The 26327-nt window shown below is 41.3% G+C and carries 28 protein-coding genes; 16 read left to right on the forward strand and 12 right to left on the reverse strand.

The features are described 5' to 3' along the window. The first annotated feature begins 66 nt into the window (after nt 1-66). From FD724_RS02615 to FD724_RS02660, 11 genes are all read left to right on the forward strand, one after another. Entirely contained in the window at nt 67-906 is an 840-nt protein-coding gene (locus FD724_RS02615; RefSeq protein WP_179071496.1) for a Pvc16 family protein, read from the forward strand. 30 nt (nt 907-936) lie between these two features. Beyond that, nucleotides 937-2598: a phage tail sheath C-terminal domain-containing protein gene (locus FD724_RS02620; RefSeq protein ID WP_179071497.1), complete on the forward strand. Its 1662-nt coding sequence runs from the start codon at nt 937-939 to the stop codon at nt 2596-2598. 143 nt (nt 2599-2741) lie between these two features. Continuing rightward, nucleotides 2742-3197 carry a phage tail protein gene (locus tag FD724_RS02625; protein ID WP_114082349.1) on the forward strand — a complete coding sequence of 152 codons (456 nt, stop codon included), beginning with the start codon at nt 2742-2744 and terminating at the stop codon, nt 3195-3197. Between the two features lie 22 nt (nt 3198-3219). Further along, nucleotides 3220-3714 carry a phage tail protein gene (locus FD724_RS02630; RefSeq protein WP_041565926.1) on the forward strand — a complete coding sequence of 165 codons (495 nt, stop codon included), beginning with the start codon at nt 3220-3222 and terminating at the stop codon, nt 3712-3714. An 11-nt stretch (nt 3715-3725) separates the two neighbouring features. Then, the gene (locus FD724_RS02635) at nt 3726-4073 is read left to right on the forward strand and encodes a hypothetical protein (protein WP_179071498.1); all 348 of its coding nucleotides are present in this window, start codon (nt 3726-3728) and stop codon (nt 4071-4073) included. 103 nt (nt 4074-4176) lie between these two features. Continuing rightward, entirely contained in the window at nt 4177-4587 is a 411-nt protein-coding gene (locus tag FD724_RS02640) for a phage tail assembly protein (RefSeq protein ID WP_306297077.1), read from the forward strand. 38 nt (nt 4588-4625) lie between these two features. Next, nucleotides 4626-4733: a DUF6760 family protein gene (locus tag FD724_RS41880; protein WP_336884945.1), complete on the forward strand. Its 108-nt coding sequence runs from the start codon at nt 4626-4628 to the stop codon at nt 4731-4733. Then, complete coding sequence (locus tag FD724_RS02645) at nt 4730-6727, forward strand: FHA domain-containing protein (RefSeq protein WP_179071499.1); 1998 nt, start codon at nt 4730-4732, stop codon at nt 6725-6727. Before FD724_RS41880 ends, FD724_RS02645 begins: the two co-directional genes overlap by 4 nt. Nucleotides 6728-6885: 158 nt before the next feature. Then, nucleotides 6886-9066 carry a CHASE2 domain-containing serine/threonine-protein kinase gene (locus FD724_RS02650; protein ID WP_179071500.1) on the forward strand — a complete coding sequence of 727 codons (2181 nt, stop codon included), beginning with the start codon at nt 6886-6888 and terminating at the stop codon, nt 9064-9066. Between the two features lie 728 nt (nt 9067-9794). Further along, nucleotides 9795-10013, forward strand: a complete 219-nt coding sequence (locus FD724_RS02655) for a hypothetical protein (protein WP_179071501.1) — start codon at nt 9795-9797, stop codon at nt 10011-10013. Between the two features lie 371 nt (nt 10014-10384). Then, nucleotides 10385-11113, forward strand: coding sequence for a hypothetical protein (locus FD724_RS02660; protein WP_179071502.1), 729 nt, complete (start codon nt 10385-10387; stop codon nt 11111-11113). Between the two features lie 75 nt (nt 11114-11188). On the opposite strand, the gene FD724_RS02665 is transcribed toward FD724_RS02660, so the two are convergent. The 3 genes from FD724_RS02665 to rpiA form a co-directional block, all read right to left on the reverse strand. Beyond that, nucleotides 11189-11962, reverse strand: coding sequence for an MGMT family protein (locus tag FD724_RS02665; RefSeq protein WP_179071503.1), 774 nt, complete (start codon nt 11960-11962; stop codon nt 11189-11191). Between the two features lie 24 nt (nt 11963-11986). Next, nucleotides 11987-12652 (reverse strand): PAP/fibrillin family protein, encoded by a 666-nt coding sequence (locus FD724_RS02670; RefSeq protein WP_179071504.1) that lies wholly within the window; start codon nt 12650-12652, stop codon nt 11987-11989. Nucleotides 12653-12898: 246 nt separating this feature from the next. Further along, a complete protein-coding gene (rpiA, locus tag FD724_RS02675) occupies nt 12899-13606 on the reverse strand; it encodes a ribose-5-phosphate isomerase RpiA (RefSeq protein ID WP_012407870.1) in 708 nt (235 codons plus the stop codon). Nucleotides 13607-13799: 193 nt separating this feature from the next. Between rpiA and FD724_RS02680 the strand changes: the two genes are divergently transcribed. Continuing rightward, nucleotides 13800-14279 carry a hypothetical protein gene (locus tag FD724_RS02680; protein ID WP_179071505.1) on the forward strand — a complete coding sequence of 160 codons (480 nt, stop codon included), beginning with the start codon at nt 13800-13802 and terminating at the stop codon, nt 14277-14279. A gap of 144 nt (nt 14280-14423) precedes the next feature. Then, nucleotides 14424-15092 carry an S-layer homology domain-containing protein gene (locus tag FD724_RS02685; protein WP_179075388.1) on the forward strand — a complete coding sequence of 223 codons (669 nt, stop codon included), beginning with the start codon at nt 14424-14426 and terminating at the stop codon, nt 15090-15092. Between the two features lie 353 nt (nt 15093-15445). On the opposite strand, the gene FD724_RS02690 is transcribed toward FD724_RS02685, so the two are convergent. Next, entirely contained in the window at nt 15446-16135 is a 690-nt protein-coding gene (locus FD724_RS02690; RefSeq protein WP_179071506.1) for a Coq4 family protein, read from the reverse strand. A gap of 140 nt (nt 16136-16275) precedes the next feature. Here FD724_RS02690 and FD724_RS02695 point away from each other — a divergent pair, with 140 nt between their 5' ends. Beyond that, nucleotides 16276-16875 carry a TetR/AcrR family transcriptional regulator gene (locus tag FD724_RS02695; RefSeq protein WP_245246023.1) on the forward strand — a complete coding sequence of 200 codons (600 nt, stop codon included), beginning with the start codon at nt 16276-16278 and terminating at the stop codon, nt 16873-16875. Nucleotides 16876-16963: 88 nt separating this feature from the next. Here the strand turns inward: FD724_RS02695 and FD724_RS02700 are convergent, their stop codons facing one another. Beyond that, nucleotides 16964-18238, reverse strand: coding sequence for a hypothetical protein (locus FD724_RS02700; protein WP_179071507.1), 1275 nt, complete (start codon nt 18236-18238; stop codon nt 16964-16966). A 553-nt stretch (nt 18239-18791) separates the two neighbouring features. Between FD724_RS02700 and FD724_RS02705 the strand changes: the two genes are divergently transcribed. After that, the gene (locus FD724_RS02705; protein ID WP_012407876.1) at nt 18792-19412 is read left to right on the forward strand and encodes a CP12 domain-containing protein; all 621 of its coding nucleotides are present in this window, start codon (nt 18792-18794) and stop codon (nt 19410-19412) included. Nucleotides 19413-19571: 159 nt separating this feature from the next. On the opposite strand, the gene FD724_RS02710 is transcribed toward FD724_RS02705, so the two are convergent. The 5 genes from FD724_RS02710 to FD724_RS02730 form a co-directional block, all read right to left on the reverse strand. Then, nucleotides 19572-20687: an LptF/LptG family permease gene (locus tag FD724_RS02710; protein ID WP_179075389.1), complete on the reverse strand. Its 1116-nt coding sequence runs from the start codon at nt 20685-20687 to the stop codon at nt 19572-19574. 331 nt (nt 20688-21018) lie between these two features. After that, nucleotides 21019-21747, reverse strand: a complete 729-nt coding sequence (lptB, locus tag FD724_RS02715) for an LPS export ABC transporter ATP-binding protein (protein WP_114085139.1) — start codon at nt 21745-21747, stop codon at nt 21019-21021. Between the two features lie 30 nt (nt 21748-21777). Then, nucleotides 21778-22275: an LptA/OstA family protein gene (locus FD724_RS02720; RefSeq protein WP_179071508.1), complete on the reverse strand. Its 498-nt coding sequence runs from the start codon at nt 22273-22275 to the stop codon at nt 21778-21780. 233 nt (nt 22276-22508) lie between these two features. Beyond that, on the reverse strand, nt 22509-22901 hold the full coding sequence (locus tag FD724_RS02725; protein ID WP_114085141.1) for a DUF309 domain-containing protein: 393 nt from the start codon (nt 22899-22901) through the stop codon (nt 22509-22511). Beyond that, nucleotides 22898-23263, reverse strand: a complete 366-nt coding sequence (locus FD724_RS02730) for a ferredoxin thioredoxin reductase catalytic beta subunit (protein ID WP_041565931.1) — start codon at nt 23261-23263, stop codon at nt 22898-22900. The genes FD724_RS02725 and FD724_RS02730 overlap by 4 nt, the downstream gene beginning before the upstream one ends. Before the next feature lie 460 nt (nt 23264-23723). Here FD724_RS02730 and FD724_RS02735 point away from each other — a divergent pair, with 460 nt between their 5' ends. After that, complete coding sequence (locus tag FD724_RS02735; protein ID WP_179071509.1) at nt 23724-24383, forward strand: PEP-CTERM sorting domain-containing protein; 660 nt, start codon at nt 23724-23726, stop codon at nt 24381-24383. A 147-nt stretch (nt 24384-24530) separates the two neighbouring features. Here the strand turns inward: FD724_RS02735 and FD724_RS02740 are convergent, their stop codons facing one another. Then, a complete protein-coding gene (locus tag FD724_RS02740) occupies nt 24531-25715 on the reverse strand; it encodes a DUF58 domain-containing protein (RefSeq protein WP_179071510.1) in 1185 nt (394 codons plus the stop codon). 63 nt (nt 25716-25778) lie between these two features. After that, the gene (locus FD724_RS02745; protein ID WP_179071511.1) at nt 25779-26018 is read right to left on the reverse strand and encodes a type II toxin-antitoxin system Phd/YefM family antitoxin; all 240 of its coding nucleotides are present in this window, start codon (nt 26016-26018) and stop codon (nt 25779-25781) included. Nucleotides 26019-26327 lie beyond the last annotated feature (309 nt).

Below are 26327 nucleotides of genomic sequence, written 5' to 3' on the forward strand. Positions count from 1 at the left end.
TTACCTTTAGAAGGCTGATACATATACTGTAGATGCATCTGGATTAGCTACCAGCAGAACACCTTCATGCTTATCTTCGTTCTTCAAACTTTAGCCGAAATTCTAGCTGGAGGAACCTCACTTACCAGTACAGAGCAAATTGACTTTAGCCATCCTGGTAATCGTAGGGAAGAGGGAGCAGGCCCGACTCTCAATTTATACATTTTTGATATACGTGAGAGTAAGCAGGTACAACATTCTGGTAGGCAAGTTGAACGCAAGCTAACACGCGCTCTACAACCTGCCACTGTAAATTGGGCACCCGCTTGGTTTGATGTTTCACTGCTATTAACAGCCTGGGATAGAACAGCTTTAGGGGAGCATCACTTTATCAGTGAGTCGTTGGCTGTGCTGTTGCGCCATCGCACCTTGGAAGAGGAGTTTTTGGTTCCTGAATTACGGGGCTATGGTAATTTGAACATGACAGTTGCCCTAGAGCCGCCAATTGAAATTGGCTCTTTATGGAGCGCTCTCAATGTGCCATTGCGTTCAGCCTTATATTTGACAGTTACAATCCCCTTCGAGCCACAACCTACGCCAGTACCTTTGGTTTGGGAGCGGATTTTCAATTTGCGAAATCAATTGTCTCGTGATAGCGACAGTCTAGTATTAACCAGGCGAGTTGCGATCGCAGGCATTGTCAAAAGTGCGGTGACAAATCTGCCGTTGGTAGCGACAGAAGTAGCTGTGAGGGGAACTGAAAAGTCCATATCAACTACTAAAGAAGGGCTGTTCTTCTTTGAAGACCTTCATTTAGGTAATTATGTTTTGACTCTGAATCATCCTGGCTATTTACCCCAAAACGTCAATGCATTGGTAGATAACCAAAGTAATACTTTCAAAGAAATATTTCTAACTCCTGAATAATTAGATTTTTACTGACTTGGAGAAACTTTCATGGCTAGACTTGATTACTTTGCTCCTGGTGTCTACATCGAAGAAATTGACCGGGGTAGCCGACCAATTGAAGGTGTTAGCACAGCAGTTGCCGGATTTGTAGGTTTTACAGAAGACGTTCGTGGTGGGGCTGAGTTATATAAGCCCATGCTAGTAACCACTTGGACGCAATATTTAAACTACTTTGCCCGTCCCAACTCTGACGGCTTCACCGACTTCAACGCCTATTTACCTTTTTCAGTCTACGGCTACTTTATGAATGGTGGCGGTCGTTGCTGGGTAACAAGCATTGGGACTCAGTTACCAGGCGCACCCAGACCTGCAACTCCAGAACCGGCGACTCTCAGAATCAACTCTAGAGGTAATCGTCCAGCCCTCCGCTTTACTTTGCGTCCTGAGCAAGCATCAGGCGGATTAGTAAATCTTGTAATTATTGATGGTTCACCCCGCGCCTTACCGGAAGGTACTGAAGGAGAAGCGCCTCCAAATACAGGTGAATATTTCACCATTCAAATTCGTAGGGGAGATGAACTTTTAGAGCAATACGAAAACTTGACAATGAACCGCGAGCCATCTGCTCAGATAGCGACTTATGCGTTAGCGGCATTGAGAAATTCGATGTATGTCAGTGTAGAAGACATAACTCAAAGCGGACAGCCTTTAGCTCGTCGCCCCGTTAATGGTCAATATGAACTAGCGCCGCCCATTGTTGCCGCCCCACCCGATAGATTTTCACAAAATTTAGAAGGGGTTCGAGACGATCGCACCGGGGTACGCGGTATCTTTGAAGTTGATGAAATCACAATGCTGGCTTGTCCTGATGTGATGCGGGCTTATCAAGAGCAGATACTTAATTTAGATCAAGTCCACGGCATCATCGAACTGATGATTAGTATGTGCGAGGGTTCTGCCAGTGGCGATATTCCCAACCCGCCCAACCGCATGGTTGTACTTGATGCGCCACCGGATGCCGTCAAACCTCAGCAAGTAGTGGAGTGGTTGAATAGATTTAACCGTCGTTCGATGTTTGCGGCCCTTTATTATCCTTGGATTAAAGTACCCAATCCACGCGATCGCGGTAATCCAATTTTAGTACCTCCTTGCGGTCATGTGATGGGTGTTTGGGCCCGCACCGACGAAACCAGAGGAGTTTACAAAGCCCCCGCAAATGAAGTTCCCAGAGGCGTAATTGGTTTGGGCTATGAAACAAACTTCCGCGAACAAGAACTATTAAATCCCCTGGGGATAAATTGTATTCGCAGCTTCCCCAACCGAGGTATTCGCATTTGGGGCGCACGCACTTTAGTTGAGCCAGATAAAACAGAGTGGCGTTACATCAGTGTGCGTCGGTTAATTAGCTATATCGAAAAATCCCTAGAATTAGGTACTCAGTGGGTAGTTTTTGAACCGAACGACCAAGATTTATGGGCACGTGTCACCCGTACTGTGAGCAACTTCTTAGAGCGTATCTGGCGTGAAGGTGCTTTATTTGGCGCATCTCCAGCCCAAGCATTTTATGTCAAATGTGACGAAGAATTGAACCCACCAGAAACCAGAATTTTAGGACGTTTATATATTGAAGTCGGTGTTTGCCCAGTCAGACCGGCTGAATTTGTTGTTTTCCGCATCAGCCAATGGAATGGCATTGAAGATAGCGAATAGGGCATTGAAATTAGAGGACAGGTGACAGGTGACAGGGAATAATCTGTAACCTGTAACCTGTAACCTGTAACCTATTCCCCTCTTCACTCCTAATTCCCCATTCCCCATTCCCAAATTAACCACACACAAAGGAGTCTAAAAGTATGGCAGGCGAATTTTTAACCTCTTGTAAGTTTTACTTCGAGGCTGATGGAATTACTGATAAGTTCATCAAAGAAATTAGTGGCTTAGGCGTTGAAAATACTCCAGCACAAGAAGTTCACGGTTCATCTAAAGGCGCTAAACTAATGCGTCAAGCTACACCAACTGTTGTTAAATTTACTAACATCACAGTAAAAGTCATCGCCACTGATGATATAGACCTTTATACTTGGTATCAAAAGTGTAACGAAGACATGGGTGATCCTCGTCAGTGGGCACAGAATCGTAAAACTGGTTCAGTGGTCGCTTATGACCAACAAGGCTCAGAAAAAGCACGCTGGAACATTGTCAATTGTTATCCCTGTAAATACACCGGGCCTACCTTAACCGCCTCTGGTGGTGATATGGCGAATGAAACAGTTGAATTGGTTCACGAAGGAATTAAACGAATCAAATAATTAGCATTTGCAGTAATTAACAGTGGTACAATCCGCAAGCCGAATTCCAGAAGTTCTTACGGCCCATCGGTTCTATTTAGAACTGACACTAGAAGGTCAAAACGATGCCAATTGCTTCTTTTTGGAGTGTCAAGGCTTCAAAAGAACCCAAGAGGTAATTGAAATTTCTGAAGTTACTTCTCAAACCTGGGGTAAAAAAGGGCAATCAAAAGGTCAGGTGGTGAGAACTAAGCTTCCTAGCAATCCTAAGAGTGGTAATCTCACTCTGCGTAGAGGTACTACCAACTCTATGGATTTTTGGAAGTGGTTTGAAAAAGTCGAAAAGGGTAATTGGTCTGAGCAACGTAGACTTGTTGCTTTGTCTATTTATAATCAGGCAAATCAAGAAATAGCTAGATTTGAATTAGCTGGTGCTTGGCCTGCAAGTTACAAAATTGCCGATGTTAACGCCCGCAGCCATGACATCGAAATTGAGGAAGTGGAGGTTGCTTTTGAGGAATTTAAACGTGTGAAGTAATTAGGAGAAGTATGTTTCCCACAGAGTTTGAATTTACATTGCCAAAGGGGTATCTAGACTCTGAAGGCAACCTCCACCGCAAAGGTGTAATGCGGTTATCAACGGCGATAGACGAGATTGCACCCTTGCGTGACCCACGCGTTAAAGCTAATCCTGTTTATGCCACAATTATTATCTTGTCACGAGTGATTACTCACTTGGGTGCTTTATCAGAAGTGACTCCTGCAATAGTAGAAAACTTTTTTGCCCAAGATTTAAATTATCTCCAAGATTTTTATCGGCAAATTAATGGCTTGGAAGGTGAAACTTCCATACCGGAAGATACAGTAAATTCTCCCAAAGCAGTTCTTCATAATTGAATTGGGCATGGGTTATAGGACATTGGAAATAGGGAGTGGGGAGCAGAAGAGCAAAGAGCAAAGACTCATCCCCTATTCTCTAATTCTCAATTCCCAATGCCCAATGCCCAATTCCCAAATTAAATTACCTATGCGCCGTAAAAAGGATACTCTCTGCACAGAATTTGCCTTCACTCTTCCTAGAGGATTGAGTGATAGTGAACAACGAGTACATCGTCATGGGGTGATGCGTTTAGCCACCGCCAAAGATGAAATTTTGGTGCAACAAGAGCGCAAAGTTAAGGAAAATCCAGCTTACGGTGTTTTGGTGATGCTTGCACGGGTTATTACTCGCTTGGGCAGTCTTAACTCTGTTAGCCCTGATTTACTCGAAGAACTTCTTTTACATGACATTGCCTATCTTCGAGAATTTTATAATCGAATCAATCAGCAAGGCGATGTACATATTCCGACACAATGTCCCCACTGTAATACCCAATTTTCTGTGGAGCTAGAACTTGCGGGGGAGTCGTAAGCTACCCCTCCGATACTTTATATGAGGAGGTAGCTTTTATTGCTTATCATTTCCACTGGTCACAAGATGATATTTTAAATTTAGAACATACTACCCGTCAGCGCTGGGTAGCAGAAATCAATAAAATTAACCAAAAATTAATATGAAAGTAAAAGTTAGCTACTCACCAAATCTAAGTGAAGTCAATGAAGTTGACCTGACCACAGAAACTCCAACGAGAGGAGAATGGTTAATAGGTCGTTCTCCTGATTCTGATTTAGTCTTAGACAGTCCTGATATTAGTCGGGTACATGCTAAGTTTTTTGTTAAAGCTGGAAATTACTACTTCTCTGACCTTGGCAGTAGAAATGGCTCAATATTTAATGGAAAACAAGCCGAAAAAGATCGACCATATTCTTTGAGTGATGGAGATATTATCAGGATTGCAGATTACGTTCTGATCTTAGAAGCAGTTGCTCCCGCTTATGAGCAACCAGAGACAGTCTTTAGAATTATAGACCCTTCACTGTTTTCCCGGCCGCGATCGCCTGAAAATGTCAGCGCACCCAATGTCGTTAATCCAGCCCCAGAAGTAGTTAGCGAAGTTCCAACGCCTATTACTCCCGAAGTAGAAACACCTTCTCCAGAAGTCAGCGAAACCTCCGAAGTTGTTGCTACTCAACCTGATGATGTCATTCCGGTTGTTGAGGTAATCCCCCCTGAAAACATCATTCAGTCACCAGAAGCATTTAGCGAAGTTCCACACGATGTCCATGATGAAATTGTGGATTTGCAATCAGTTGCGCCAGAAGTCAGTGCAGATGTTGAAGAAGTAGAGATTCCAGAAATTAGCGAATATGATGAGGAAGTTTCTTTTACTGTAGCCGAAGCTGCGATCGCAGCACCTGAAAATATCATCGAAACTTCTGAAGAGGAAATTACACTTCCAGAACTCACTCACGATGAGGTTACAGACTTTCAAACAGCACTGGCGACAGAATCTACTTTCGTGCAACGGCGTGATGTAAATAGCATTCCCGAAGCAACCTCCCCAGAAGATGCAGAGTTAGAGGCGGCGCTAGAAGCAGAAGTCACCTTCGTACAGCCACGTGATATTTTCCACCAAGTTCCCGAAACAACCTCCCCAGAAGATGCAGAGTTAGAGGCGGCGCTGGAAGCAGAAGTCACCTTTGTGCAGCCGCGTGATATTTTCGGCGAAGTGTCTGATGAAGAAAGTACCGTTCTGGAAGTTACTCATAATGAAAATCAAGTAGTAGATTTAGATACACCAGTCGCAGAAGAAGTCAGTTTAGAGTTTGGCGAATTTGTCAATGAAGTCGCTGAAGAAGAGGAGATTCAGCCGCAAGAAACATTGAGCCAACCTACACAAGATATCAATGATGAATTAGCAGATTTAGATATTTTATTTACGACAGAAGACAGCACAAATATTGACGAAGTAGAACCTAGTTTTGCTGTTGATGAAACAGGAGGCGAAGTTGCTGAAGTATTGACGGAGCCTGATAATATCGTTGCAGAAGTTTCTAGCAATCAATACATTGATTTGAATAATACAACTACAGAAGAAGCCAGCGTAAATGTTGATGATGTTTTTCTAGTAAGTGAAGTTGCTGAATTAACTGATATTCAATCTTTAGAAACAACAGAAAGTGAAGCTCCTGAGAGTGTCAGTCAAACTATTGAAGAGGTTCCTGAAGTAGAAGCGACTCAATTTGATGAAACTCCAGAAGAAATAAATGTAAGTGAGCCTCCCCAAGTGATTATTGAAAGAAACATAGTACTCATCGCTCACGAGAGCAAGAAATCAGAACTTGCTGAATTTGTTTCTCAACATCAGGAATTTTTCTCACAGAGCTTTACAATTACCTGGCCATCTGTTGGCGAAGTCTTACATCAACAAGCAGGAATAACAATTAGTCAGCAAACCCCTGCACCGATTTCTGGAGGATATCAAACAATTGCTTCATTAGTTGGAGCGGGAGAAATTTTAGCAGTTATTTTCCTGAGAGATTTGCTGCAACCTCAGCCTGGTCAGGCAAATGAAGAAGCACTGCTCAGATTATGCACTATTAATCAAGTTTTGCTGGCAACTAATTTGCCAACAGCAGAAGCGATCGTGCATTATCTTAAACATATATAGCCCTACTTAATCATTCGTGATTAACAAAATCCCCGATTTCTTAAAGAAGTCGGGGATTTGCATATTTCGAGAAAAGTTGCAAATTGCATAGAATAATTTCAATGGTGAAAATTAGGATAAAAAATATGTATATTTTAAAATAAAACTTATCTAGAGAAATGCTTACAAACTTAAAAACTTTATTTAGACAACCAGTTATTCTTTCAAGTGCGATCGCTACAATTTTACTAGTAGGCATTCAAAAACTTGGGGTTTTCGAGCCTCTAGAAATGAAGGTCTACGATCAGATGATGCAATTACGTGGCGACCCAGGCCCAGACTCTCGTCTATTGATTGTTGCTTTAACTGAAAAAGATATTCAAAAATGGAATTGGCCCCTATCTGGCGAACTTCTAGACCGACTATTGGGCAAACTTGAAGGTTATGAACCACGAGCCATTGGTCTAGATATTTTCCGTGACTTACCTGTACAACCTGGTCATGAAAAACTACTGCAACGCCTACAACAGAGCGATATCATCATTCCTATCTGTAAACATTCTGGTTCTAACAATCCGGGAATACCAGCCCCAAAGGGGGTTGAAGCAGAACGAGTAGGATTTAATGATGTAGTAGAAGATACTGACGCGACAATTCGTCGCAACCTATTATTGGTAAGTGCAGAAGAGTCAGATTCCTGTCAAAGCACTTATTCTTTTAGCTTACAACTAGCACTTAAATACTTAGAAGTTGGAGGCATCCAACTAAAATTTACTCCAAAAAAAGAACTACAACTACGAGATACTGTATTTAAACCCCTACAAAGCGACGCTGGCGGTTATCAGAAAGCAGATACAAATGGCTACCAAATTTTGCTTAACTACCATTCTGGTCATCAGATTGCCCAGCAGGTAACTATTACAGAAATACTTGAAAATCAAGTTAAACCAGATTTGGTGAAAGACCGCATCGTTTTAATTGGTTCAACAGCCAATAGTTTAAATGATATTTTTAACACGCCATTTGCTACTGGTAAGTCAGATAATTCCGGCAAAATGGCAGGAATTGAAATTCATGCCCACAGCGTTAGTCAAATTCTTAGCGCTGTTCTTAACAAACAGCCATTATTTTGGTTTCTACCTGAATGGGGTAAAGTCTTGTGGATATGGGGATGGACTGTAGTTGGTGGGTTGCTGGTATCGCGGATTCAACATCCACTAGGCTTAGGACTGGCAGGAGCAACAGCCCTTGCAGTCTTATTTGGAGGCAATTTTGTCATTTTTACCCAAGCTGGATGGTTCCCGGTAATACCTCCGACTTTGGGGTTAGTATTTACCGCCGGGAGTGTTCTTGCTTATAGTGCTTATAAAACGAAACAAGAGCAACAAGAAATTACCCAACGGGTTCAAGAACACCAACAATTAATTGTGGAATTGCAAGGTCTTTTACGGCAGCGCGGCGATGCCTCAAATGAAGCACCAACTGTAATTGCTGATTCCATCGGGCAAGAAATTTCACTAGGAACTCTACTAAACAACCGCTACAAAATTACTCAAGGCTTGGGTTCTGGAGGATTTAGTAATACTTATTTGGCTGATGATATCCAGCGTCCTGGTAATCCGCAGTGTGTGGTTAAACAGTTGCGTCCCCCCCGCCAAGATGCAGAATATTTAAATGTCGTCAGACGATTATTTGACGCTGAAGCACAAATTTTAGAAACCTTGGGTAAGCATCCACAAATCCCTCAACTGCTAGCTTTTTTTGAAGAAAATCGGCAATTTTCTCTAGTGCAAGAATTTGTTCGAGGGCACGCTATGGACAAAGAAGTAACCTCTGGAAAGCGACTAAAACAAGCTGAAGTTGTGGAAATGCTCAAAGAAGTTTTACATGTTCTTGTTTTTGTTCACAGCTATGGTGTAATCCATCGAGATATCAAACCTAGTAACTTGATTAGACGAGAATCAGATCAACACATTGTTTTAATTGACTTTGGCGCTGTTAAGCAAATTCATCCTCAGCAGCAAGAAGCTCAGACTATTTCAATTGGTACGCCTGGTTATGCACCTTCTGAGCAAATGAGCGGTTTGCCAAAACTCAACAGCGATATTTATGCGTTGGGAATTATGGGAATTCAAGGTTTAACTGGGGTAGATCCTAGAGAATATCGCAGAGATGTAAATACTGGTGAAATAATTATTCAAGGTGGTGCTGATGGCAATCAACAGACTTGGCAACATTGGCGCGAACTAACTGAGGCTACAAACGAGTTAGTTATTATTTTAAATAGAATGGCGCATTTCGATTTTACTCAACGATATCAGTCAGCAGCAGAGGTTCTCAAAGCTCTCGAAAGTCTTTAGTAATATGTTATGTAGCGTTTCATAGCTAACTGAGGTATACCCTAATACGGTTTAGTTAAGGCTAAAATTCTTTGTCAAAGTTAATATTTTTACGAACCACAGAGACGCAGAGGGCACTGAGAGAATAAAGAAATGCTTAACTGAACTGTATTGAGGTATACCCAAATATTTTTTACCAAGCTTAGTAACTTTGAGAAAATACCACACTAAGCTAAGAAGCGCTATATCGTTTATTAACATCTTCCTACAACTGCCTGACAGTGCTGCATAAATCTTGAGATTATCTCAGTTAAATACATATCTGTTCAAGTTTATCCTGAACTTTGGCCTCGATATATTAACCAACACAGCATCAGCGATGAAACTCTTTCCTTCGCTTAATTTTGTACATATTGTTAGTTCTAGCGTCTTACCTAGAATCGCTCGGACTCAAATAGGCACTCATAACAAGATTTTCACATCAATCAATTCTCATACTTTACGCAGCCATTCTACAAATATCAATTACCTTAAACCCTTTGATACTGCTGTTATTGCTTATCACATGATGGGTCTTAGCAACTATGAATGATCTTTTTCAGTTCTTGCACTCCATTAGCTCATCCTAATGGGTGAGGAATAAATCAACCGATCGGGTAATCTGAATGCAGGAAGTTAAGACAGATAAAAAATAAGACTCTATTACCTAAGAACACTAATTACACTTCACTTTAACTAAATAGAACCTTATGAAACTTTCTATCTTGATAGATTCTGTACTCATTGTTACTTCGATTGCTTTATTGCCTGGAATCGGTGGCGCTCAAATAGTTACTCACAATAGTGGCGAACCTATAGCTGTCAACTCTAACAATTTACCCACTCATTCTACAAACGTCAGCTACCCCATACCTTTTGATGTTGCATTTCTAGCTCATCAAGGAGGAAAAGCTTCTGTTTACCCCTAATCATCATCCCATTACAAAAAATTACTTTAACCCTTCCAACCTTGGAGGGGTTTTTAGTTGATGCTTGCTTTTTGTGTCGTCCCCTTTTTTCAATGCACCTTTTCATATTTCTCCCAGAGGAAAGTGCGATCGCATCATACACAGTACATTTATTTATATAATGCTTGTATAGCAACACTTTTGGCTATCTCACTAACCCTCAGATTACCCTGCTCCCACTGTAGCGCAGCCTCTCACACTCCCAGAAAAAAGGGACGGGTAATAAATTATTTACTGTTCTATCAAATTAACGTTGTTAAGTTACTCAGCAGGTGTAGTCCTCACCTCCAGGCTGTGTTAAATTTGTGGCGCGAAACAGGAGTATAGATACGTTGCTAAAGCTTTCTCCAGAATCTCCTCTATTTTTTGTCTTAATTATTATTAGTTTTTTAATAGTAACTTTGTCAACTTGGTTATTATCTAAACCATTTATTTTAAAATCTTTTGGGTTAAATGATATTATCCAAATACTCACATTACAGTTATTTATCTCTTTATTATTAGAGCGTTCTTTAGAAGTTTTTATAACTACTTGGCGCGGCCCATTCGTTGAACAATTAGATATTAGTATTCAACAAGAAAAGGCTCTTATCTCCGAGAAACTAAGACTTATGGAAGTTCAACAACAACAGTTTCCTTCTATGGAATCAAATCAAACCATTGGGCTACCACCTGAAGGAATGAGTTTAGAACAGCAAATTATCCAGAATTTTACCCAAAGCCAACAGGAATCATTAAAAATATTCAAGCCACAAATGGATAATTTAAATGAAAAAGAGCGCCAAAAAACAGCTTATAAATCTGATACACGAGTAATTGCTCTATGGACATCCCTTTTATTTGGACTTTTAATGAGCGCAATAGGTATTCGCTCAATTGAGCCACTTGTAGTTCTTGATTTCGATAATCCAATTCAAGTAATTATTTTCCGTTGTTTAGATGCGTTACTGACAGGAGGTTTAATTGCGGGAGGTAGCGAGGGAATTCATAAGCTCATAAAAGTTTTCATTGACTTTATGGAAGCCACATCTAAACAAATCAAAAATCAAGGATTATCTTGATACAAGGAACTCTTTTATTTTCAATAATGCCGGAGAATCTTGCAATTACTATGGTTATTAAATAAGCAATATCTATTATAAATATATGTTGCAATCTTCCCATGAATAGTTATTAATATCTACATAATTTTTATTTAATTTTTTAACTGCATCTGTCTCTGCTAAAACCTTAACTCCTTCAGTTTCCAACTTATCTTTTTGTTGGTTCACATAATTTATTAAATAACCTTTAGAGTCTAATATTCTATGTACTGGATAATCAGTAGCCAAGGTTTTTTTCAGATATGTAGGAATAGCTCTTAGATAACTATTATCAACTCCTATAGCTTTAATTATCTGTTTATATGTAACTACTTTTCCAATGGGAATTTTGATGATAAAATCTAGAAATCGTTCATAAGGATTTTCAGGTAATGCTGGAAATTTATGAGCTTGAACCTGAAATTTACTACCAACTTGAATTTGACCTGATTTAATAACTACGCCTAAGATTCCTCTTTTACCCTTGATGCTCTTAAATGATTCTACTAAGTGGGCTATTCGCTTACACGGTTCGCAGTAAAAAGTTAGACGAATTGCCGCACCACTTTCAAAAGTTAGCAGAGATCCAGGAATAAATTTATCAAATCCTATACCTGTAACTACAATATTTTCTCGCAATTGTCCTGGTTGAATTGATAAGTCTAAAATATCTTCATACCTAACAATTAAAACTTGCCTAGGACTTATCGGATCGGCATTAATATCTTCTTCTATACCATAACCTAACTTGAAATTTAATGTTTTAAGCTCTACCATCGCAGAAGCTGGTTTTACCTTAGTGAAAAGATGCGTTATTGAGAGAGCCATATTCATTCATCGGCGCGATCAATTTTAAATTGAGGAGCTGAATTCAGGTAACTCATGGGATTTACTAAGAATGAATAAACTTCCATCTCCTCCACGTCCAATTCTTAAGGTTTCATCTAAATAAGTAATGTCTAATGTCGCAGCTCTGCTAGTAGGATTATTAGCTGAGACAACCTTAAATGGGTTTAATCGAGGAGTATTAATACCAACAATTTTTTCAATTGATAGGTAGCGTTTGTCAAAATAAACGTTAAGGCGTTTGTTAGGTAGAGGTTCTAAATCTTCTTTGGCTGGCTCAAAGCTAGCTGTCACTCTAACATATCCTGATACTATCCCCAGAGGATGTTTAACTTTAGCTAGATTGAAAAATAATTTATTTGCAACATCAATTACTTGATAAACTTTACCCAGCTTTAAGCCCAATGGGAGAGAAGCTAAAGAACGGATTTCTCTGGCAGTGGAGTATTGCAGTTGCCAAGCTCCGTTTAACAAATGAGTCGCGTTGATCAGAGGATTAAGATTCGGATTGACGCTCTCTAGTTCCGTCGTCAATTCTTCAATTTCTTCGGCTAAGGTTTTGTCTAGCTTCAAATCGGTAACAGGAGAGCCATCGCTCTTAGCTTGAATCTCCTCAAGCTTGGCTTGTAATTTTTCCTTAAGCAAGACATGGGCCAAGTAGCGATCGCACATTTTAAATTAGTGTTTAGATGAACTGAACCTGCTGCTTAATTTTGGATTTTAGATGTCTCTAAAATCTAAAATCCAAAATCTATAACTCTTACACCCGAATTTCTCACGTATTGTGTGGTTCGGGTAGGGAGTGTGGGAGGTGTGGGAGGTGTGGGAGGCAATGCAGTGTTCATTGATGTGCAGTTATTCAATTCCTCCTCTTTCTCCCCACACTCACGCTCATTTCTCACTTGTGAGAAATCCAGGTTAAAGTTGCCGCACTAATGGCTGACCATCTTTGACTTCACCAATCAAAACTAAATCGACACAGTTAACAAAAATACCATTTTCCAGAACACCGGGAATGTTATTCAATGTTTTTTCTAGGCTGACTGGATCTTCAATAGAGTCAAATCTGACATCTAAGACAAAGTTACCTTGGTCAGTGATCACTGGGCCAGCTTTTTTTACACCCATGCGGAGTTCTGGTTTCCCACCGAGTTTTTTAATGGCATTGGTTACAGGAGTAATTGCCATTGGAATCACTTCCACGGGTACAGCAAAACTAGAACCCAAGCGATCTACTAATTTACCACTATCTACCACGACGATAAACTGTTCTGCCAGGTAGTCTACGACTTTCTCGCGGGTATGTGCTGCACCACCGCCTTTAATCAAATTCTTCTGCGGATCAACTTCATCTGCACCATCAATAGCAATATCGATGTGGTCAATAGAATCTAAGGTTGCGAGAGGGACACCATACTGCTTCGCCAGCACTTCTGACTGAAACGAGGTAGGTATGCCAATGATATCTTTGAGTTCACCAGACTTGAGGCGATCGCCTAAAAACTGAATTGTATATGCTGTAGTTGACCCCGTACCCAACCCGACGATAGAACCCGATTTTACTAGGGCGGCAGCGGCTTTGCCAACTTCTTGCTTCATCAACTTTACGGGATCTGTTCCTGTCATTCCCAAAACTCCTGAAAAACTGACTATAGTCCATAGTAGTGGGCAGATAACATCAAAAGATGAAAGGTAAAAAACAAGTTTTTGCTAATTTCTGCTTCCTTTATTAAGAACTTGTAAAAAATAAAACATCGTAGTGTCCGGAAGAGAGGAGATCGCTTAGGTAAAAAGATGGTATATTAATATACTATAAACTATGGCAACGCCACAGCTTACTGGTCTTACCTTCGAGAAACTTGTCGCTGAGATCGCTCCAGAAGTGTCAAATACCTTCACAGTAGAGCAATTAGAAGCCATCAAAAGGGTTTTTAACTCTCGTGTTTGGACTCGTCATTCTTTAGACATAAGAGTTTCAGTACCAATTCCCGGATTAAGGTTTTATTTGGTGTTGCTAGCAGGTTCAGAACGTCGTTCTAAAACACGTTTACGCTCTGAAAAAGGTTTATATCCTTTTTGGACTCCTGCCAATACCTTGTTTGTCATAGTATTTTTAATGATTCTATCGGCTTGTAGCTACACTATATTTTCTTTTGCATTCTCTTCACTTACTCCCCTATCTACCTGGGATTACCCTACTTCAATTCCTTGGATTAACGATAAATCAGAATGTGAACACACCAGTAGAGTCTGGAATGATGGGAAGTGCTGGGATTCTGAACACAGTCCTAATTTTTAAAGCTACACTCTCGTAGCTACGCAACATTGCCAGCCTAAATTCGTCACTAGCTGAGTTACAGGTTATTAAGAACACCAAATTTTGCGTTAACCTCAGTAACGTAGTTTTTTAAATTCACGTTAGTAGCTAAAAGTGCTTATGATGATGCGTCAGCTTTCAATTACTCTATCTTTAGTAGCACTACTACAAAATTTACCAGCAATTGCTCAAGTCCCAGAAACGACTTCTGGAACCTCATCTGATTCTATTCAACAGGTAATTGCTGCAAAATGGATGACCAACTTTTCAGATGGCAAGTTTTATCCAGAAAGGTTAGTGAGCAGAGCAGAATTAGCGTCGATTATGGTAAAAGCATTTCGGCTTGATAAAAGAGAAGCTGTTAACAAAGCAAATTTGACGATTCCAGATGTCCCTCGTTCTTATTGGGCATTTAATGATATACAGACAGTCTTAAAAACTGACATCATGAAAGGCTATCGGGGTAATGAGTTTTTCCCTAATCAAAAGGTGACAAAGGCGGAGGCTCTTGCTATTTTCGCTCAAGCTTATGGTGTATTTCAGTTTCCTGATGAGGCTGTAAATGAGATTCTGGCTTCACATCCAGATGAAAAGTCTATCCCAACTTGGGCTAGAAAAGCGATCGCTACAGTAGCTACAGAAGGATTTCTCAATACAGATGCTCAAAGCAATATTTCTCCATTAAAACCCGTTACCCGTGGAGATATGGCTTATGTATTGAGTAAGTATTTACAACGACAACAGCGACAACCTGAAACACCAGAAGTTCCGATTATTCCAAATAGCCCACAATGACGTTAAGTAGGTTGGCGCAATTAAAGCTAAATGGCAAGGGTTTAAGACCCCCACTGAATAAGAATTCAGTGGCTTCAATTCATCCGGGGTCGAATCCTATAAGTGAATTGCTCCTCCTGCCTTCTGCCTCCTTCAATTTTTGGAGTTCCCTAATCAAGTGAGTGATCGTATCTTCAAGTAGCTGAAATGCTAACAAACTAATTACTGCTTCGCTGAAATTGGGTTCGTAAACTCCCCAAAGCTCAAAGTTATCCATCATTGCATAGGGTAATCGGTATAAATATGAACACAAGTGCTGCATATAGATTGCTCTCTTGATAATAAAAATGCAGATGACCCTGATTAGATAGTTACTACAAAAAAAGATTTAGCTCTTTTTGCCATTGGAGTAAGGGCTTTTCCCAAGCTTCCTCCCACTTTTGGACAAAAAGAGGTTTGGCATTTTTGCCCATTTCCCATCCGGTTTGAATAGCATCAAGCAAAGTAGGCAATTCTTCAGGATTGAATAGAAGGGTGGACATCATGCTACTAGAAAGCAAAGATACTGCTAGAGGATAGGGAAACTGTAATAAGTGAAATGCCTGTAATCCGATCTCGTCAGATGGTGATACACCAAAACCAGTGACGATATGCCAAATATCGTGAGTTTGGCTCAGTCTCGCCTCCACATAACTGGCATCGGAATAAATGGGTATCTCTTCGTACAAGTCTTCGGCTCGAAATCCCTTTGCCTTCATTGCCATGCTGTAAAGGTATCCCAAGGAATCCGGTGGATATTGCAACAGAGTGTCCAGATCATGAGGCGGGGCCATGTATCGCTCTTCAATTAATGCTGCCGAACGAGAATCACGCTTTAGGTGTTCTACAGCAATTTCAAAGGAAGGTGTTTCCAGCAAAGCAACAACCATCTCTCCCACTACATCCAAACTTGAATCTCCGGCAAGCATTGCCAGAAAAGGCTGGAATGCGTTAATTTGTTGCATCTGACGGGTTAAATCGTTTCCAACTTTGGCAGTGGGTAATGTAAGTGAATCTTTGTCCATAACAATATCCTCCTGTGGTCAGAATATAATATGAGCATTGCTCATATTTATAAAATACGAGCAATGCTCATGTTTAGTCAAGCAAATTTCTCACCAATTTTTTTAACTTCATGACCACGGATTCATCAAAGCCTAGAGGGATGCGTCGCCAGCCCCGCCAAGCCCGTAGCCAAGAGCGCGTAAATCAAATTTTGGATGTAGCTGAACAACTGTTTATTACGGAGGGTTATAACGCTACCAGTACTAATGCGATCGCAGCTAATGCCAAAGTACCTATCGGATCGCTGTACCAATTCTTTCCTGACAAAGCAGCAATTCTTTACGGACTAGCAGCTCGCTATAACCAGCAACTCCATCACTTATTAGTAGAATTGAATACACCTGAAAGCAAGAGTTTAACTCTCTCTAGATATATGGAGCAGGTAATTGATACCGTTGATCAATTCTTTACCGATTATCCAGGTTATCACGCCATCTTTATGCCCTTGCAAAGTTCAATGCCTGAACTAGAAGCGATCGATGCGGCGGCTGATGCCCAACTGATTGAAGATTTGGTGATGTTTATATCGGAGCATTATCCAGATTTAGAACCAATCGTCTATGAAGCGATCGCTTTTGTGTTAGTGAAAACGATCGGTATCCTTTTGTGGACATCTCTTAGCCATGAAAAAAAATTCCGTCAGCAACTGGTGACAGAAACAAAAAGATTGACTCTAAGTTACTTGCAAAGTTACTTGTAGCGACCTGCAAGCTCAACATCGTCAAAATCGAGCATTATGTCCAACGCTGATCGCTCCTTGGTGTGCAGTATCTTCACTGCAAATAAAATCAGTTTTGACCAGGACTTCTATACTTGTCTCGAAGCTGGCGAAGATATAAGGAATTAGATTGTGTTGGTTGCTGCTGCACATAATTCCCATAATTAGACTGTGGTGATTGCGTCGGCTGCTGCAAGCCATAATTCGCATATCCCATAGGATTTGTGGGAGTGACAACACTTTGACCCGGAATCTGGCTAGAGTAAGGTGCAATATTACTTGGTATGCCAGAGGTGACTGGGGGCGTTCCTGGTGCTACATTAGGCACTACCTGACCATTATTTAAATTATTGTAGGGATTTTGCTGCAAGTTCGTATAACCTGCACCAGTATTTAACCCATTATTCGGTGATACCTGACCGTTATTTAAATTATTGTAGGGATTTTGCTGCAAGTTCGTATAACCTGCACCAGTATTTAACCCATTATTAGGTAATACCTGACCGTTATTTAAATTACTGTAGGGATTTTGCTGCAAGTTCCTACCCGTTGACGTGTAGCCTGTCCCAGTAGTTGGTAGAGAATTCTGACTGGATAAGCTATTCATAGGTGGCATTAACGTTGTTCCTGGCTCAGAGGCTCTACCCAAAGTATTTGTCTGAGTTGCACTAGTACCATTAAAGCCAGACAGCTTCTGATTTGTGGATTGATTGAGTATTGCTTGCAGAGGGCTGACAGAAGTAGAATTTTGATTCTTATTGGTTTGATTGGTGAATCCAATTCCCAGGTTAGAGGATGTCTGTTCCCCGTCTGTTGATTCAGATGCCCCAGTTAAAGTTTTGATACCTAGAAACTGATTATTGTCAAGCGTCCCATTCCGCAATAAATTTTCGGTTTGTACGACAAAAGGATTTTTCACGACGGGGGCGGTGTCGCCATTAACGCCTAAAGTAGGATTTAATTTGGCATCACTAGCAGACTTTTGTTTGTTAATTACATCCTCTAATAAACTTTTGCTGTTTTTTACCTCAGTTTTTTCCTTGGGAGTATTTGCCGTTAATGAGAGAGTTGCTTGCTCAAAGTCATTAAATAAAACTGGCAGGTTATCAATATCGGCTGCAATGGCTCTGTTTTCTGCTGATAGTGACGAATCAGTAGGGGTTTGTGAAGTAACTTTGTTTTTTTGCTTATAAACGAAAATATCTGGATTTGACCAGTATTCCCAGGTTATTAGTCCCACTACAGATAAAAAAATTGCAGTTACCCAAAAACCAGGTCGCCCTAGATTCCATAACCTGGCTCTGAGATAGCGTAAGTAGGCGGGAGGATAATGACGATGTGGCATGAGATTGGTAATTGAAATTTACTCGAAATCGGGAAAACTTGACGGAAGATGAAGGTGTTGCTGTTTAATGCTTTTGCTTTCCTTAACAGGAAATATCTCAACTAAAGTTGGATCGTGATTTTATCCTAACTTCTCCATCAGTTATTAGTCATTACCAATAGATATGTAACAGTCAAAAATTTACTTTTTAGCGGCTGGAGTCCTTTGGCAAGATTTTCTAGAAAGTTATGGCAATTTATGGTTGGTTTTTGGGCATTGGTCACATTGGATAACATCACGAGTTGACAGTTGCTCTAAGTTTATTGTTGTAGCTGGACAAAAGTTCGACTTTTTTACTTTCTAGTTAGCAAACTGTACGCTGCAATGCTTCGATATATACGCCTCTGACCTTGATTTCTCACAAGTGAGAAATCAAGGGGTGTGGGAGGTGTGGGAGGATGGGGAAGAAGTCTTTCCCCCCACACTCCCCTTCTCCCTCTGCCTACAGTATCGTGAGAAATCCGGGTCTGAGGGCGCTGTGCCGCACCGTACTATTAACCAGGAGACTACAGCAATGATGAAAGCTGAAGATATCATGACCAAAGATGTAGTTACCATTCGCGGTTCAGCGACTGTTGCTGAAGCAGTGGTGCTGATGAAGGAAAAAAAATTGCGGGCGCTAGTTGTAGATATTCGCCATGAGAACGATGCTTATGGCATTGTCACAGAAACAGATATTGTCTATAAGGTAACAGCCTACGGTAAAGATCCAAAGCAAGTGTGGGTTTACGAGATTATGAGCAAGCCCTGCATTGTGGTAAATCCTGATTTGGGTGTGGAATATGTAGCACGGTTATTTGCTAACACTGGTATTCATCGGGCACCTGTGATTCAAGGCAAGCTGTTAGGTATTATCTCGATTACCGACATTTTGACCAAAAGCGACTTTGTGGAAGCGCCAAAAGCGCTACTGCTGGAGGAGAGAATTCAAAAAGCAATTGAACAGTCTCGCGCTATTTGCACTGAACAAGGTGCTTATTCTAAAGCCTGTGCAGCCGCTTGGGATGAGGTAGAAGAACTCCAGGCAGAAGCTGCTCATCAGAAAGCTGAGGGGATGGTATCAGCTAAAGTCTCTTTTGAAGAATATTGCAAGGAAAACCCAAATGCACCGGAATGCCGAAATTATCATCCTTAATTGAAGTAGGGAATTGGGCATTGGGCATTGGGCATTGGGCATGGGCAAGAGGACAAGGGGACAAGGAGAATTGGGGACAAGGGGAAAGACTTGTTTCAAATTCTCACCTCTTGTCCCCTTGTCTCCCCTGCCCCCCTGCCTCCCCTGCTCCCTGCTCCCTCAACGTTTGGCAACTCGTATCAAGAGGAATAGACCTATTCCCAAGAAAAGAAAATTGGGCAACCAAGCCCCCATAAAGGGAGAGAGGGCACCTGCTTGCGCGATCGCACCACTAATAAAGAAAATTAAGTAGTACGAAAATATAACTACAACGCTAATCCCAAAGCTGGTACCTCTTCCAGTTCTCTGGGGTATGCTTCCCATTGCTGCACCTACCAAGCCAAAAACTACACATACAAAGGGTAAGGAGATTTTTTGTTGAATCCGCACTTCGAGTTTACGAATTTTTTGGCGATCGCCACCAAGATATTCCACTTGTAGTTGATCTAGTGCTTCAGCAATATTCATCTCACCATAGTCTCGGCTTTTTTCTGCCAAACTTAATGGCGTGCGCGGTAGTTGCAGTTGTTGGTGTTCAAATCTGACAATGTTGCGATAAGAGCGATCGGCTGCAACAAAATAGATCGTACCGTTGTAAAAATCCCAAATATTTTGAGAAGGATTCCACTGGGCAGATTCTGATACTACAATTTGATTCAGATTTTTGGTGGAACGGTCTATAATCGTCAAACCTGTCATCCGCTTACCATCAAATTGGTCGGCGTAAAATAAGCGTGTCAATATCCTATTCTTAGAGCCATCCGGTTGTGTAATATCCTGGTATTCAGGATAGAAAATATTTTGCTGTTTAAAAGCTGGCTTATCTGATTTCAGGGCTTTATCCAGAGTTACCCCCGCTTGGTAATTTGCTGCTGGTGCAATTTGTTCGTTGAATACAAATGTCATTCCTGTGACTACAAGACTCAACATCACAGCAGTTAGCACTATGCGATAGACGCTCACTCCACAACCACGCAGGGCAATTAGTTCGCTCTCGCTAGAAAGACGACTGTAGGTCATCAAAGTAGCTAGTAGCGTAGACATGGGAAAGGCTAAAACTATAAAGTTGGGAAACTTTAGCAAAAAAACCTGAATGGCAATGTCTATCGGTAGCCCAGATTCTACGATTTTTCTAACTAGATCGAATACAGCATCAATAGTGACACCAAGTGATGAAAAAGCTCCGACACCAAAGAAAAACGGCGCGATCAATTCGCTGGTAAGGTAACGATCCATGATCGTAAAAGGTAGCAGCGAACCGAGATTGTAGGAAGGCGTAAACTTCTTTGATATCATAAAAAATTTGAACAGTTAAATATTGACAACCCTGGTGAAGGCAGAAGGAAGAAGGCAGGGGGCAGGGGAGCAGGGGGCAGAATTAAAATAGTCTTCATAATTTGGTTTTGAAGTCTAAGTTCTTTACCTCTGTTAATTGCAAACTACTGTATTTAGTATCAAAGTTTAATTCTCAATGGCTGATAAAGCAGAATCGAATAAATTAATAAATTTATAATTAAAATTAAATATAAAAATAGGTTTTTAAGTTATTAACTAAATAATTGTGAATTTAGGCTTGAAAATTATCCCCTAAATAATATTGCCGCACGAGGGGATTACTGTAGAGTTCGTCAGCACCGCCAAAAGCGAGGATTTGTCCCTCGCGCATAATGTAAGCGCGATCGGTGATGGCGAGGGTTTCACGGACATTATGATCTGTAATTAAGATTCCCATACCGCGATCGCGCAGTTGTGCGACAATGTGCTGAATTTCTGAGACTGCGATCGGATCAACCCCCGCAAAGGGTTCATCCAAAAGCAAAAATTTTGGCCCTTCTTGTCCAGCAGCTAAAGACCTTGCTAATTCCGTCCGCCGTCGCTCACCACCAGAAAGTTGAATTCCTTTACTATTAGCTAATTTTTCCAGCCGAAACTCCCGCAGTAAAGTTGTGAGTCGTCTTGACCATTCCCGTCGTGGCACATTGGTTTGCTCCAGCACCAACAAAATATTATCTTGTACCGAGAGTTGGCGGAAAACACTTGGTTCTTGCGCTAGATAGCCAACACCCAATCGTGCCCTTTTGTGCATTGGCATTCCTGTAACATCCAAATTACCCAGCCAAACTTTTCCTTGATTGGGTTTTTCTAAACCTGTGGCAATGTAAAAAGTCGTCGTTTTACCAGCCCCATTGGGGCCTAGTAAACCAACGATTTCGCCCTGACCAACAGAAAGATTGACACGATTGACAATTACTCGCTTGCCGTAAGATTTGTGGATATTCTCTAAAACAATTTTCACGCTGGAAGCACCCTTTCTTGGTGGTAAATGCTAATTAGAAGGCTTCAAAGGTGGTGTTTGTGGCACAGATGGGGCGGGTGTCGCAGCATTATCTGATTCCTCGATCATGTAGATAGACTCTACCTGACGGTTGGATTGAGGTAAAGCAACAAATCGCCCTTCATCAATTAAATACGTTACCTTCTCTGCCCGGATACTGTTACCGCCCTGTTGCAAAATATAGACGTTGCCACTGAAATCAATTCGGCGTTCCTTACTAAAGTACTGTGCTTGGGCAGATGTTGCCTGAAGCTGACGAGAAGGATACAACATTTGCACGTTACCGCGAGCGGTGATTACTTGATTTTTAGCATCATATTCTTGCACATCAGCGCGGATAGTGAGGGGACGATTGTCTTTAGATGTTTGTGCAGTAGCGGTTTGCAGTTGGGTAGGGAAGGCAAAAGTGCCCAATAGTGCAACTGGCAGCATTAAAGCTAATCCAAAGCGACGGAACTGTGACATGGGCAATTGATAGCAGGGCATCATAGCAATTGGGGATTCTGGATTTCAGCTGGCATTCTAATTATCTCAAGTACTTTATCCAGATTATGAAATATACAATCTGGAGTGATTTCCGATAACTACTGGCTGAAATAGTGACGCTACCCCTAACCTCAAGGTTTCAGGTAATTGACATCCGAGTAAAAATGACGCAGGCACAATTTATGAATTGTGCCTAGCAAGGATTTCGGACAACGCATAATTAATTTACCAGATGTCTAATCAGTAGCCAGCACAATTTTAGGCAAAGATAAGACCTTATTTTCAACAATATCGCCAGATGTAATCTTATCTGGCCCTATTTGTTGTAATGTCGTCAACAATGCTGCGCTCTGACTCAATAGCTCATCTACATCAACGCCGCCGTAACTAGATGGGTAACGCCGTAAGCGATTGCCGCCTTCTCCCAGTAGAATAACTGCACCTCGCCAGTTTCGATTTTCCAAATGATACAGTGCGACAGAAATTTGGAGAATGCCTTGATAAAAGGTTTTCTCTGGTTCACTGGCTTCAATCCATAAAGCCTCTAAAGTGTCATGACAGGCATAGAACTGACCAGAATTGAACTGTTCTACGCCTTGCCAAAACTCTTGGGGGATGGTTTCGCTCATCCCATACTGTCTCGGACTTCTTTAATTGTTTCCAGAGAGATGTCTTGTTTTTCTCCAGCAAACTCGTTGTCAGGGGTGAGGAACAACATACAATGGCACTCTTTGCGTTCTCTCATTGGCACACAGGGACAGTTCCAATATGTGGCATGGACTTCAGCCTCTTTATCTTCATAATGGCGACAGGGACATAAAGGCGCACCTAGTTCGTCTTTATGTTTGGCTAGTCCTTCAATCACAACTGCGGTAACAGAAGGTTCAGAACAAAAGTATGTTCCAGTACGCTTGGCGTATTGTTCGGAAAAATGCCGCATTGCCTCTAGGCTTTTATCGCTGGATTTTGTGTTATGTTCTGATGTGATCATGTCGCTCATAATTTAAATATTTCTTTGCATTGTACCTCAGTCACACTAAGGGATTACTGGGTGTATTTCCCCAACCTTAACCTTTCAAATTGTTTTACCTTTGTTCAAAGGCTGATATGTCCGGTGTGCTGGGATCGGACAAAATCTAGGAAATCATAGAAGTTTAACTTCTAAGCTAATCAAAATTCAAGTTGCATCTTGAGGCAGAATTTAAAAGTCAAGAGATTGATTTGTTCTCATCTACAAACGATACTTTGACACATCTAAGGGGAGATGCCAAGCACAATCCTTATGTCAGGCTTTGTTTGTTTATACATTAGTACTGAATTCTCTTCATCATAACTTTATGAGACTTTATGAAAAAACTAAGTAATAACACTTATTTTTTGTGAGTTCGTGTATATTCTGAAAAGTGTGAAAAAAAAAGCACAAACTTATCAGGAGTTACAACTACTAACACATGAGTATTTCAACTTTTGCGAAAAAATTATCGACTGCTGCGATCGCAGTAACAGTAATTGTTTTGGGTATAGGAGCAGTAGCACAAGCAACTGTTTTAACATTTGATGATATAGCGCCTATTCCAGTTAATGATCGGATTTCTAATGGTTACGGAGGATTGAATTGGGATAATTTTGACTATATAAATGGCTCGAATACTGCTCTCTCACTTACAGGCTATGACAATGGCAGAGTGTCAGGAGACTACGTGGCTTTTAACGGGTTTGGAGACACTGCCCTAGTAAGTGATGGTATTTTTAACTTCAACAGTGCTTACCTCACAGCTGCTTGGAATAATGGTTTGTCGGTTACTGTAGAAGGTTTTAAGAGCGGCGCAACCCTGTATTCAAAAACTGTGGTTGTAGATACGACGCAGCCAACTTTAGTTAATTTTGATTATCTTGGTATTGATGAATTAAGGTTCACGTCATTTGGTGGAGTTGAGCCAGATTATCTTATAGAGACGGGTGGTAGTGGGACACAGTTTGTGCTAGATAACTTTACCTTTAATGAAAAAGTTACATCTGTCCCCGAACCTACATTGCTACCAGCGATACTGTCAATAGCTACTGTAAGCGCTGGTTCAGTATTAAGACGTAAACAGTTAAAGCAAAGTTAACTTAAGCCTTGCACTTTGCCCGAAGAACTAGAAGTCGTGGCTACACAAACAAAGTTTACCTCTGTAGGCTAAAAGTTTTACAAGCTGTAAAGCTAGGCTTTGTTTGTATAGCCCTTCTAGCATGTGTTTTTTTGCCGAAGGTATTGATTAATACGAATTTAATGTTTTTTGTAGCTGGGGTTGTAGTGCGCGTAGGCGTAGCCCGTCGGAGACATCGCTTTGCAAAACTATACCAGGATGTTCCAAATTGATTACTTCTTGTTCATCTGGTGCGGAAATATTTGGCCATAAAACCCAGCGACTACCTTGAGGAAGAGTAGCAAGGCTTAGACGGTTTTGAGTTAGCCAAATCAAGGGATAATTTTTAGGAACTACTGAACTGGCATCTTCTAGGGCTGTGGTTGCTGCTAAAGTTTCTAGGACAAAGCGATCGCCTTTAATTAAACTTGTTGATGCTGTCCATAGTTGCACCTCTAGTTGCTGTTGCTGTGCGTAAAAGTACAGTGAAGCTGCGGCAATTACTGCTTGTTCAAAGTTTTCTTCTTCCCAATCGCTAGCACTGTCAAGGGCAATAACTATTTCTTGTCCACCTGTTACCATTTCTAACTCCCGTACCCTTAATTCTCCATAGCGGGCACTAGTTCGCCAGTGAATCAGACGGGTGGGATCTCCAAGACGATATGGGCGGAGCGATCGCACTAGCCCTGTTGTAGCTGTCTGCAATGGTCTACCACGAGGATCGCCCCTTTTGCTCTCTTCTTGCCCCATTTCATCTACTAGGGGGCAGGTAGCCAAAGGTAATACTGTGGGATAAACGATCGCTGTGGCAGCACAATCACGCTGACGGCGACACCAAAACAATCCCAAAGGCGCACCAGAACCAAGTTCGACTGTGTGCCAGCGATAAACGCCCCGGCGCTGGGTAGGGTGGTAATATACCCAACGGTAACTACCTTGACTAGGAATCGTTTCGATTGCCTTTTGTACTGGTTTCCCTAAGACGAAGGGCAGTATATCTTCAACTTGCAATAAGCTTACAGGCTGCTGTGTCTGATTGCAGATTTCTAATTCCACTGTTAAATCGTCACCTGCTGACACAGGTTGCATGGGACGGCGGGTGATGGATAGACCTGTGAGCGATCGCGGCGGTAAGATAGCTGCTACACCCAAAAGGGCAAAACTAATGCCGCTAATGGCATATAGCCAACCAGCCATCGTATTGATACCTGCTCCAAAAAAACAAATAGCGGTTACTGCTAGCACCCAACCGCCATAAGTAGGGGCACAAGCGCGGATTTCTAACCAATTGGTGATGGGTTTGATGATTTTCATGTTTCTTTTTTAACCCAATACCACCCAAAATTCACAGTGTTTCAGGGGTTGTGTCTGATGTCCTTATCTAAACCGCTCTAAAATTCGTTCCTCAAAATCTGCCGGCGGATCATCAAAATCATCTGACATTTTTACTAAACCTCTAGCACTACCAAACTTGGGGCGTGCTTCTACTCCACCAAGTGGCACAATTTTGAAAGATGTCCCATCATTGCGCGTGATGATGACTTCTTCTCCACCAGCCACCTCTTCAATTAATTCTGCTAGGCGAGTCTCAGCTTCTTTCAAGTTAACTTGGTGCATTGATAGTCTTTACCAAAACCAGATGTTTTGAATATAACTTTTTCGTCAGTTATTGGCTCAAGGAGCTTTTCATGTGGTAAGAAAGACGGAATGCGATCGCCTAGCTTCCCGTAGGTATTGCTTTCTATAAGAATTACTGCTGGCTATACGCCTACGCGCAGTTCATTTTTACTTAAAATTTTGACAAATGTACCGTAAGGGCGATCGCTTTCTGTAAAAATCTGCTTCCTGAAAATAAACACCATATTTCTCAAGGTTTAGTGTTGCTTTGTCTGGATTCCATTCAAATTCCATTTACAGATATCTTTG

Origin of the sequence: Nostoc sp. C057, assembly GCF_013393925.1 — a bacterium.
Classification (GTDB): domain Bacteria; phylum Cyanobacteriota; class Cyanobacteriia; order Cyanobacteriales; family Nostocaceae; genus Nostoc; species Nostoc muscorum_A.

Coding starts and splice junctions, on each gene's coding strand:
- FD724_RS02615 (WP_179071496.1), top strand. CDS start 67: ATGCTTATCTTCGTTCTTCAAACTTTAGCCGAAATTCTAGCTGGAGGA.
- FD724_RS02620 (WP_179071497.1), top strand. CDS start 937: ATGGCTAGACTTGATTACTTTGCTCCTGGTGTCTACATCGAAGAAATT.
- FD724_RS02625 (WP_114082349.1), top strand. CDS start 2,742: ATGGCAGGCGAATTTTTAACCTCTTGTAAGTTTTACTTCGAGGCTGAT.
- FD724_RS02635 (WP_179071498.1), top strand. CDS start 3,726: ATGTTTCCCACAGAGTTTGAATTTACATTGCCAAAGGGGTATCTAGAC.
- FD724_RS02640 (WP_306297077.1), top strand. CDS start 4,177: ATGCCCAATTCCCAAATTAAATTACCTATGCGCCGTAAAAAGGATACT.
- FD724_RS02645 (WP_179071499.1), top strand. CDS start 4,730: ATGAAAGTAAAAGTTAGCTACTCACCAAATCTAAGTGAAGTCAATGAA.
- FD724_RS02650 (WP_179071500.1), top strand. CDS start 6,886: ATGCTTACAAACTTAAAAACTTTATTTAGACAACCAGTTATTCTTTCA.
- FD724_RS02655 (WP_179071501.1), top strand. CDS start 9,795: ATGAAACTTTCTATCTTGATAGATTCTGTACTCATTGTTACTTCGATT.
- FD724_RS02665 (WP_179071503.1), bottom strand. CDS start 11,962: ATGGCTCTCTCAATAACGCATCTTTTCACTAAGGTAAAACCAGCTTCT.
- FD724_RS02670 (WP_179071504.1), bottom strand. CDS start 12,652: ATGTGCGATCGCTACTTGGCCCATGTCTTGCTTAAGGAAAAATTACAA.
- rpiA (WP_012407870.1), bottom strand. CDS start 13,606: ATGACAGGAACAGATCCCGTAAAGTTGATGAAGCAAGAAGTTGGCAAA.
- FD724_RS02680 (WP_179071505.1), top strand. CDS start 13,800: ATGGCAACGCCACAGCTTACTGGTCTTACCTTCGAGAAACTTGTCGCT.
- FD724_RS02685 (WP_179075388.1), top strand. CDS start 14,424: ATGCGTCAGCTTTCAATTACTCTATCTTTAGTAGCACTACTACAAAAT.
- FD724_RS02690 (WP_179071506.1), bottom strand. CDS start 16,135: ATGGACAAAGATTCACTTACATTACCCACTGCCAAAGTTGGAAACGAT.
- FD724_RS02695 (WP_245246023.1), top strand. CDS start 16,276: ATGCGTCGCCAGCCCCGCCAAGCCCGTAGCCAAGAGCGCGTAAATCAA.
- FD724_RS02700 (WP_179071507.1), bottom strand. CDS start 18,238: ATGCCACATCGTCATTATCCTCCCGCCTACTTACGCTATCTCAGAGCC.
- FD724_RS02705 (WP_012407876.1), top strand. CDS start 18,792: ATGATGAAAGCTGAAGATATCATGACCAAAGATGTAGTTACCATTCGC.
- FD724_RS02710 (WP_179075389.1), bottom strand. CDS start 20,687: ATGGATCGTTACCTTACCAGCGAATTGATCGCGCCGTTTTTCTTTGGT.
- FD724_RS02720 (WP_179071508.1), bottom strand. CDS start 22,275: ATGATGCCCTGCTATCAATTGCCCATGTCACAGTTCCGTCGCTTTGGA.
- FD724_RS02725 (WP_114085141.1), bottom strand. CDS start 22,901: ATGAGCGAAACCATCCCCCAAGAGTTTTGGCAAGGCGTAGAACAGTTC.
- FD724_RS02730 (WP_041565931.1), bottom strand. CDS start 23,263: ATGATCACATCAGAACATAACACAAAATCCAGCGATAAAAGCCTAGAG.
- FD724_RS02735 (WP_179071509.1), top strand. CDS start 23,724: ATGAGTATTTCAACTTTTGCGAAAAAATTATCGACTGCTGCGATCGCA.
- FD724_RS02740 (WP_179071510.1), bottom strand. CDS start 25,715: ATGAAAATCATCAAACCCATCACCAATTGGTTAGAAATCCGCGCTTGT.
- FD724_RS02745 (WP_179071511.1), bottom strand. CDS start 26,018: ATGCACCAAGTTAACTTGAAAGAAGCTGAGACTCGCCTAGCAGAATTA.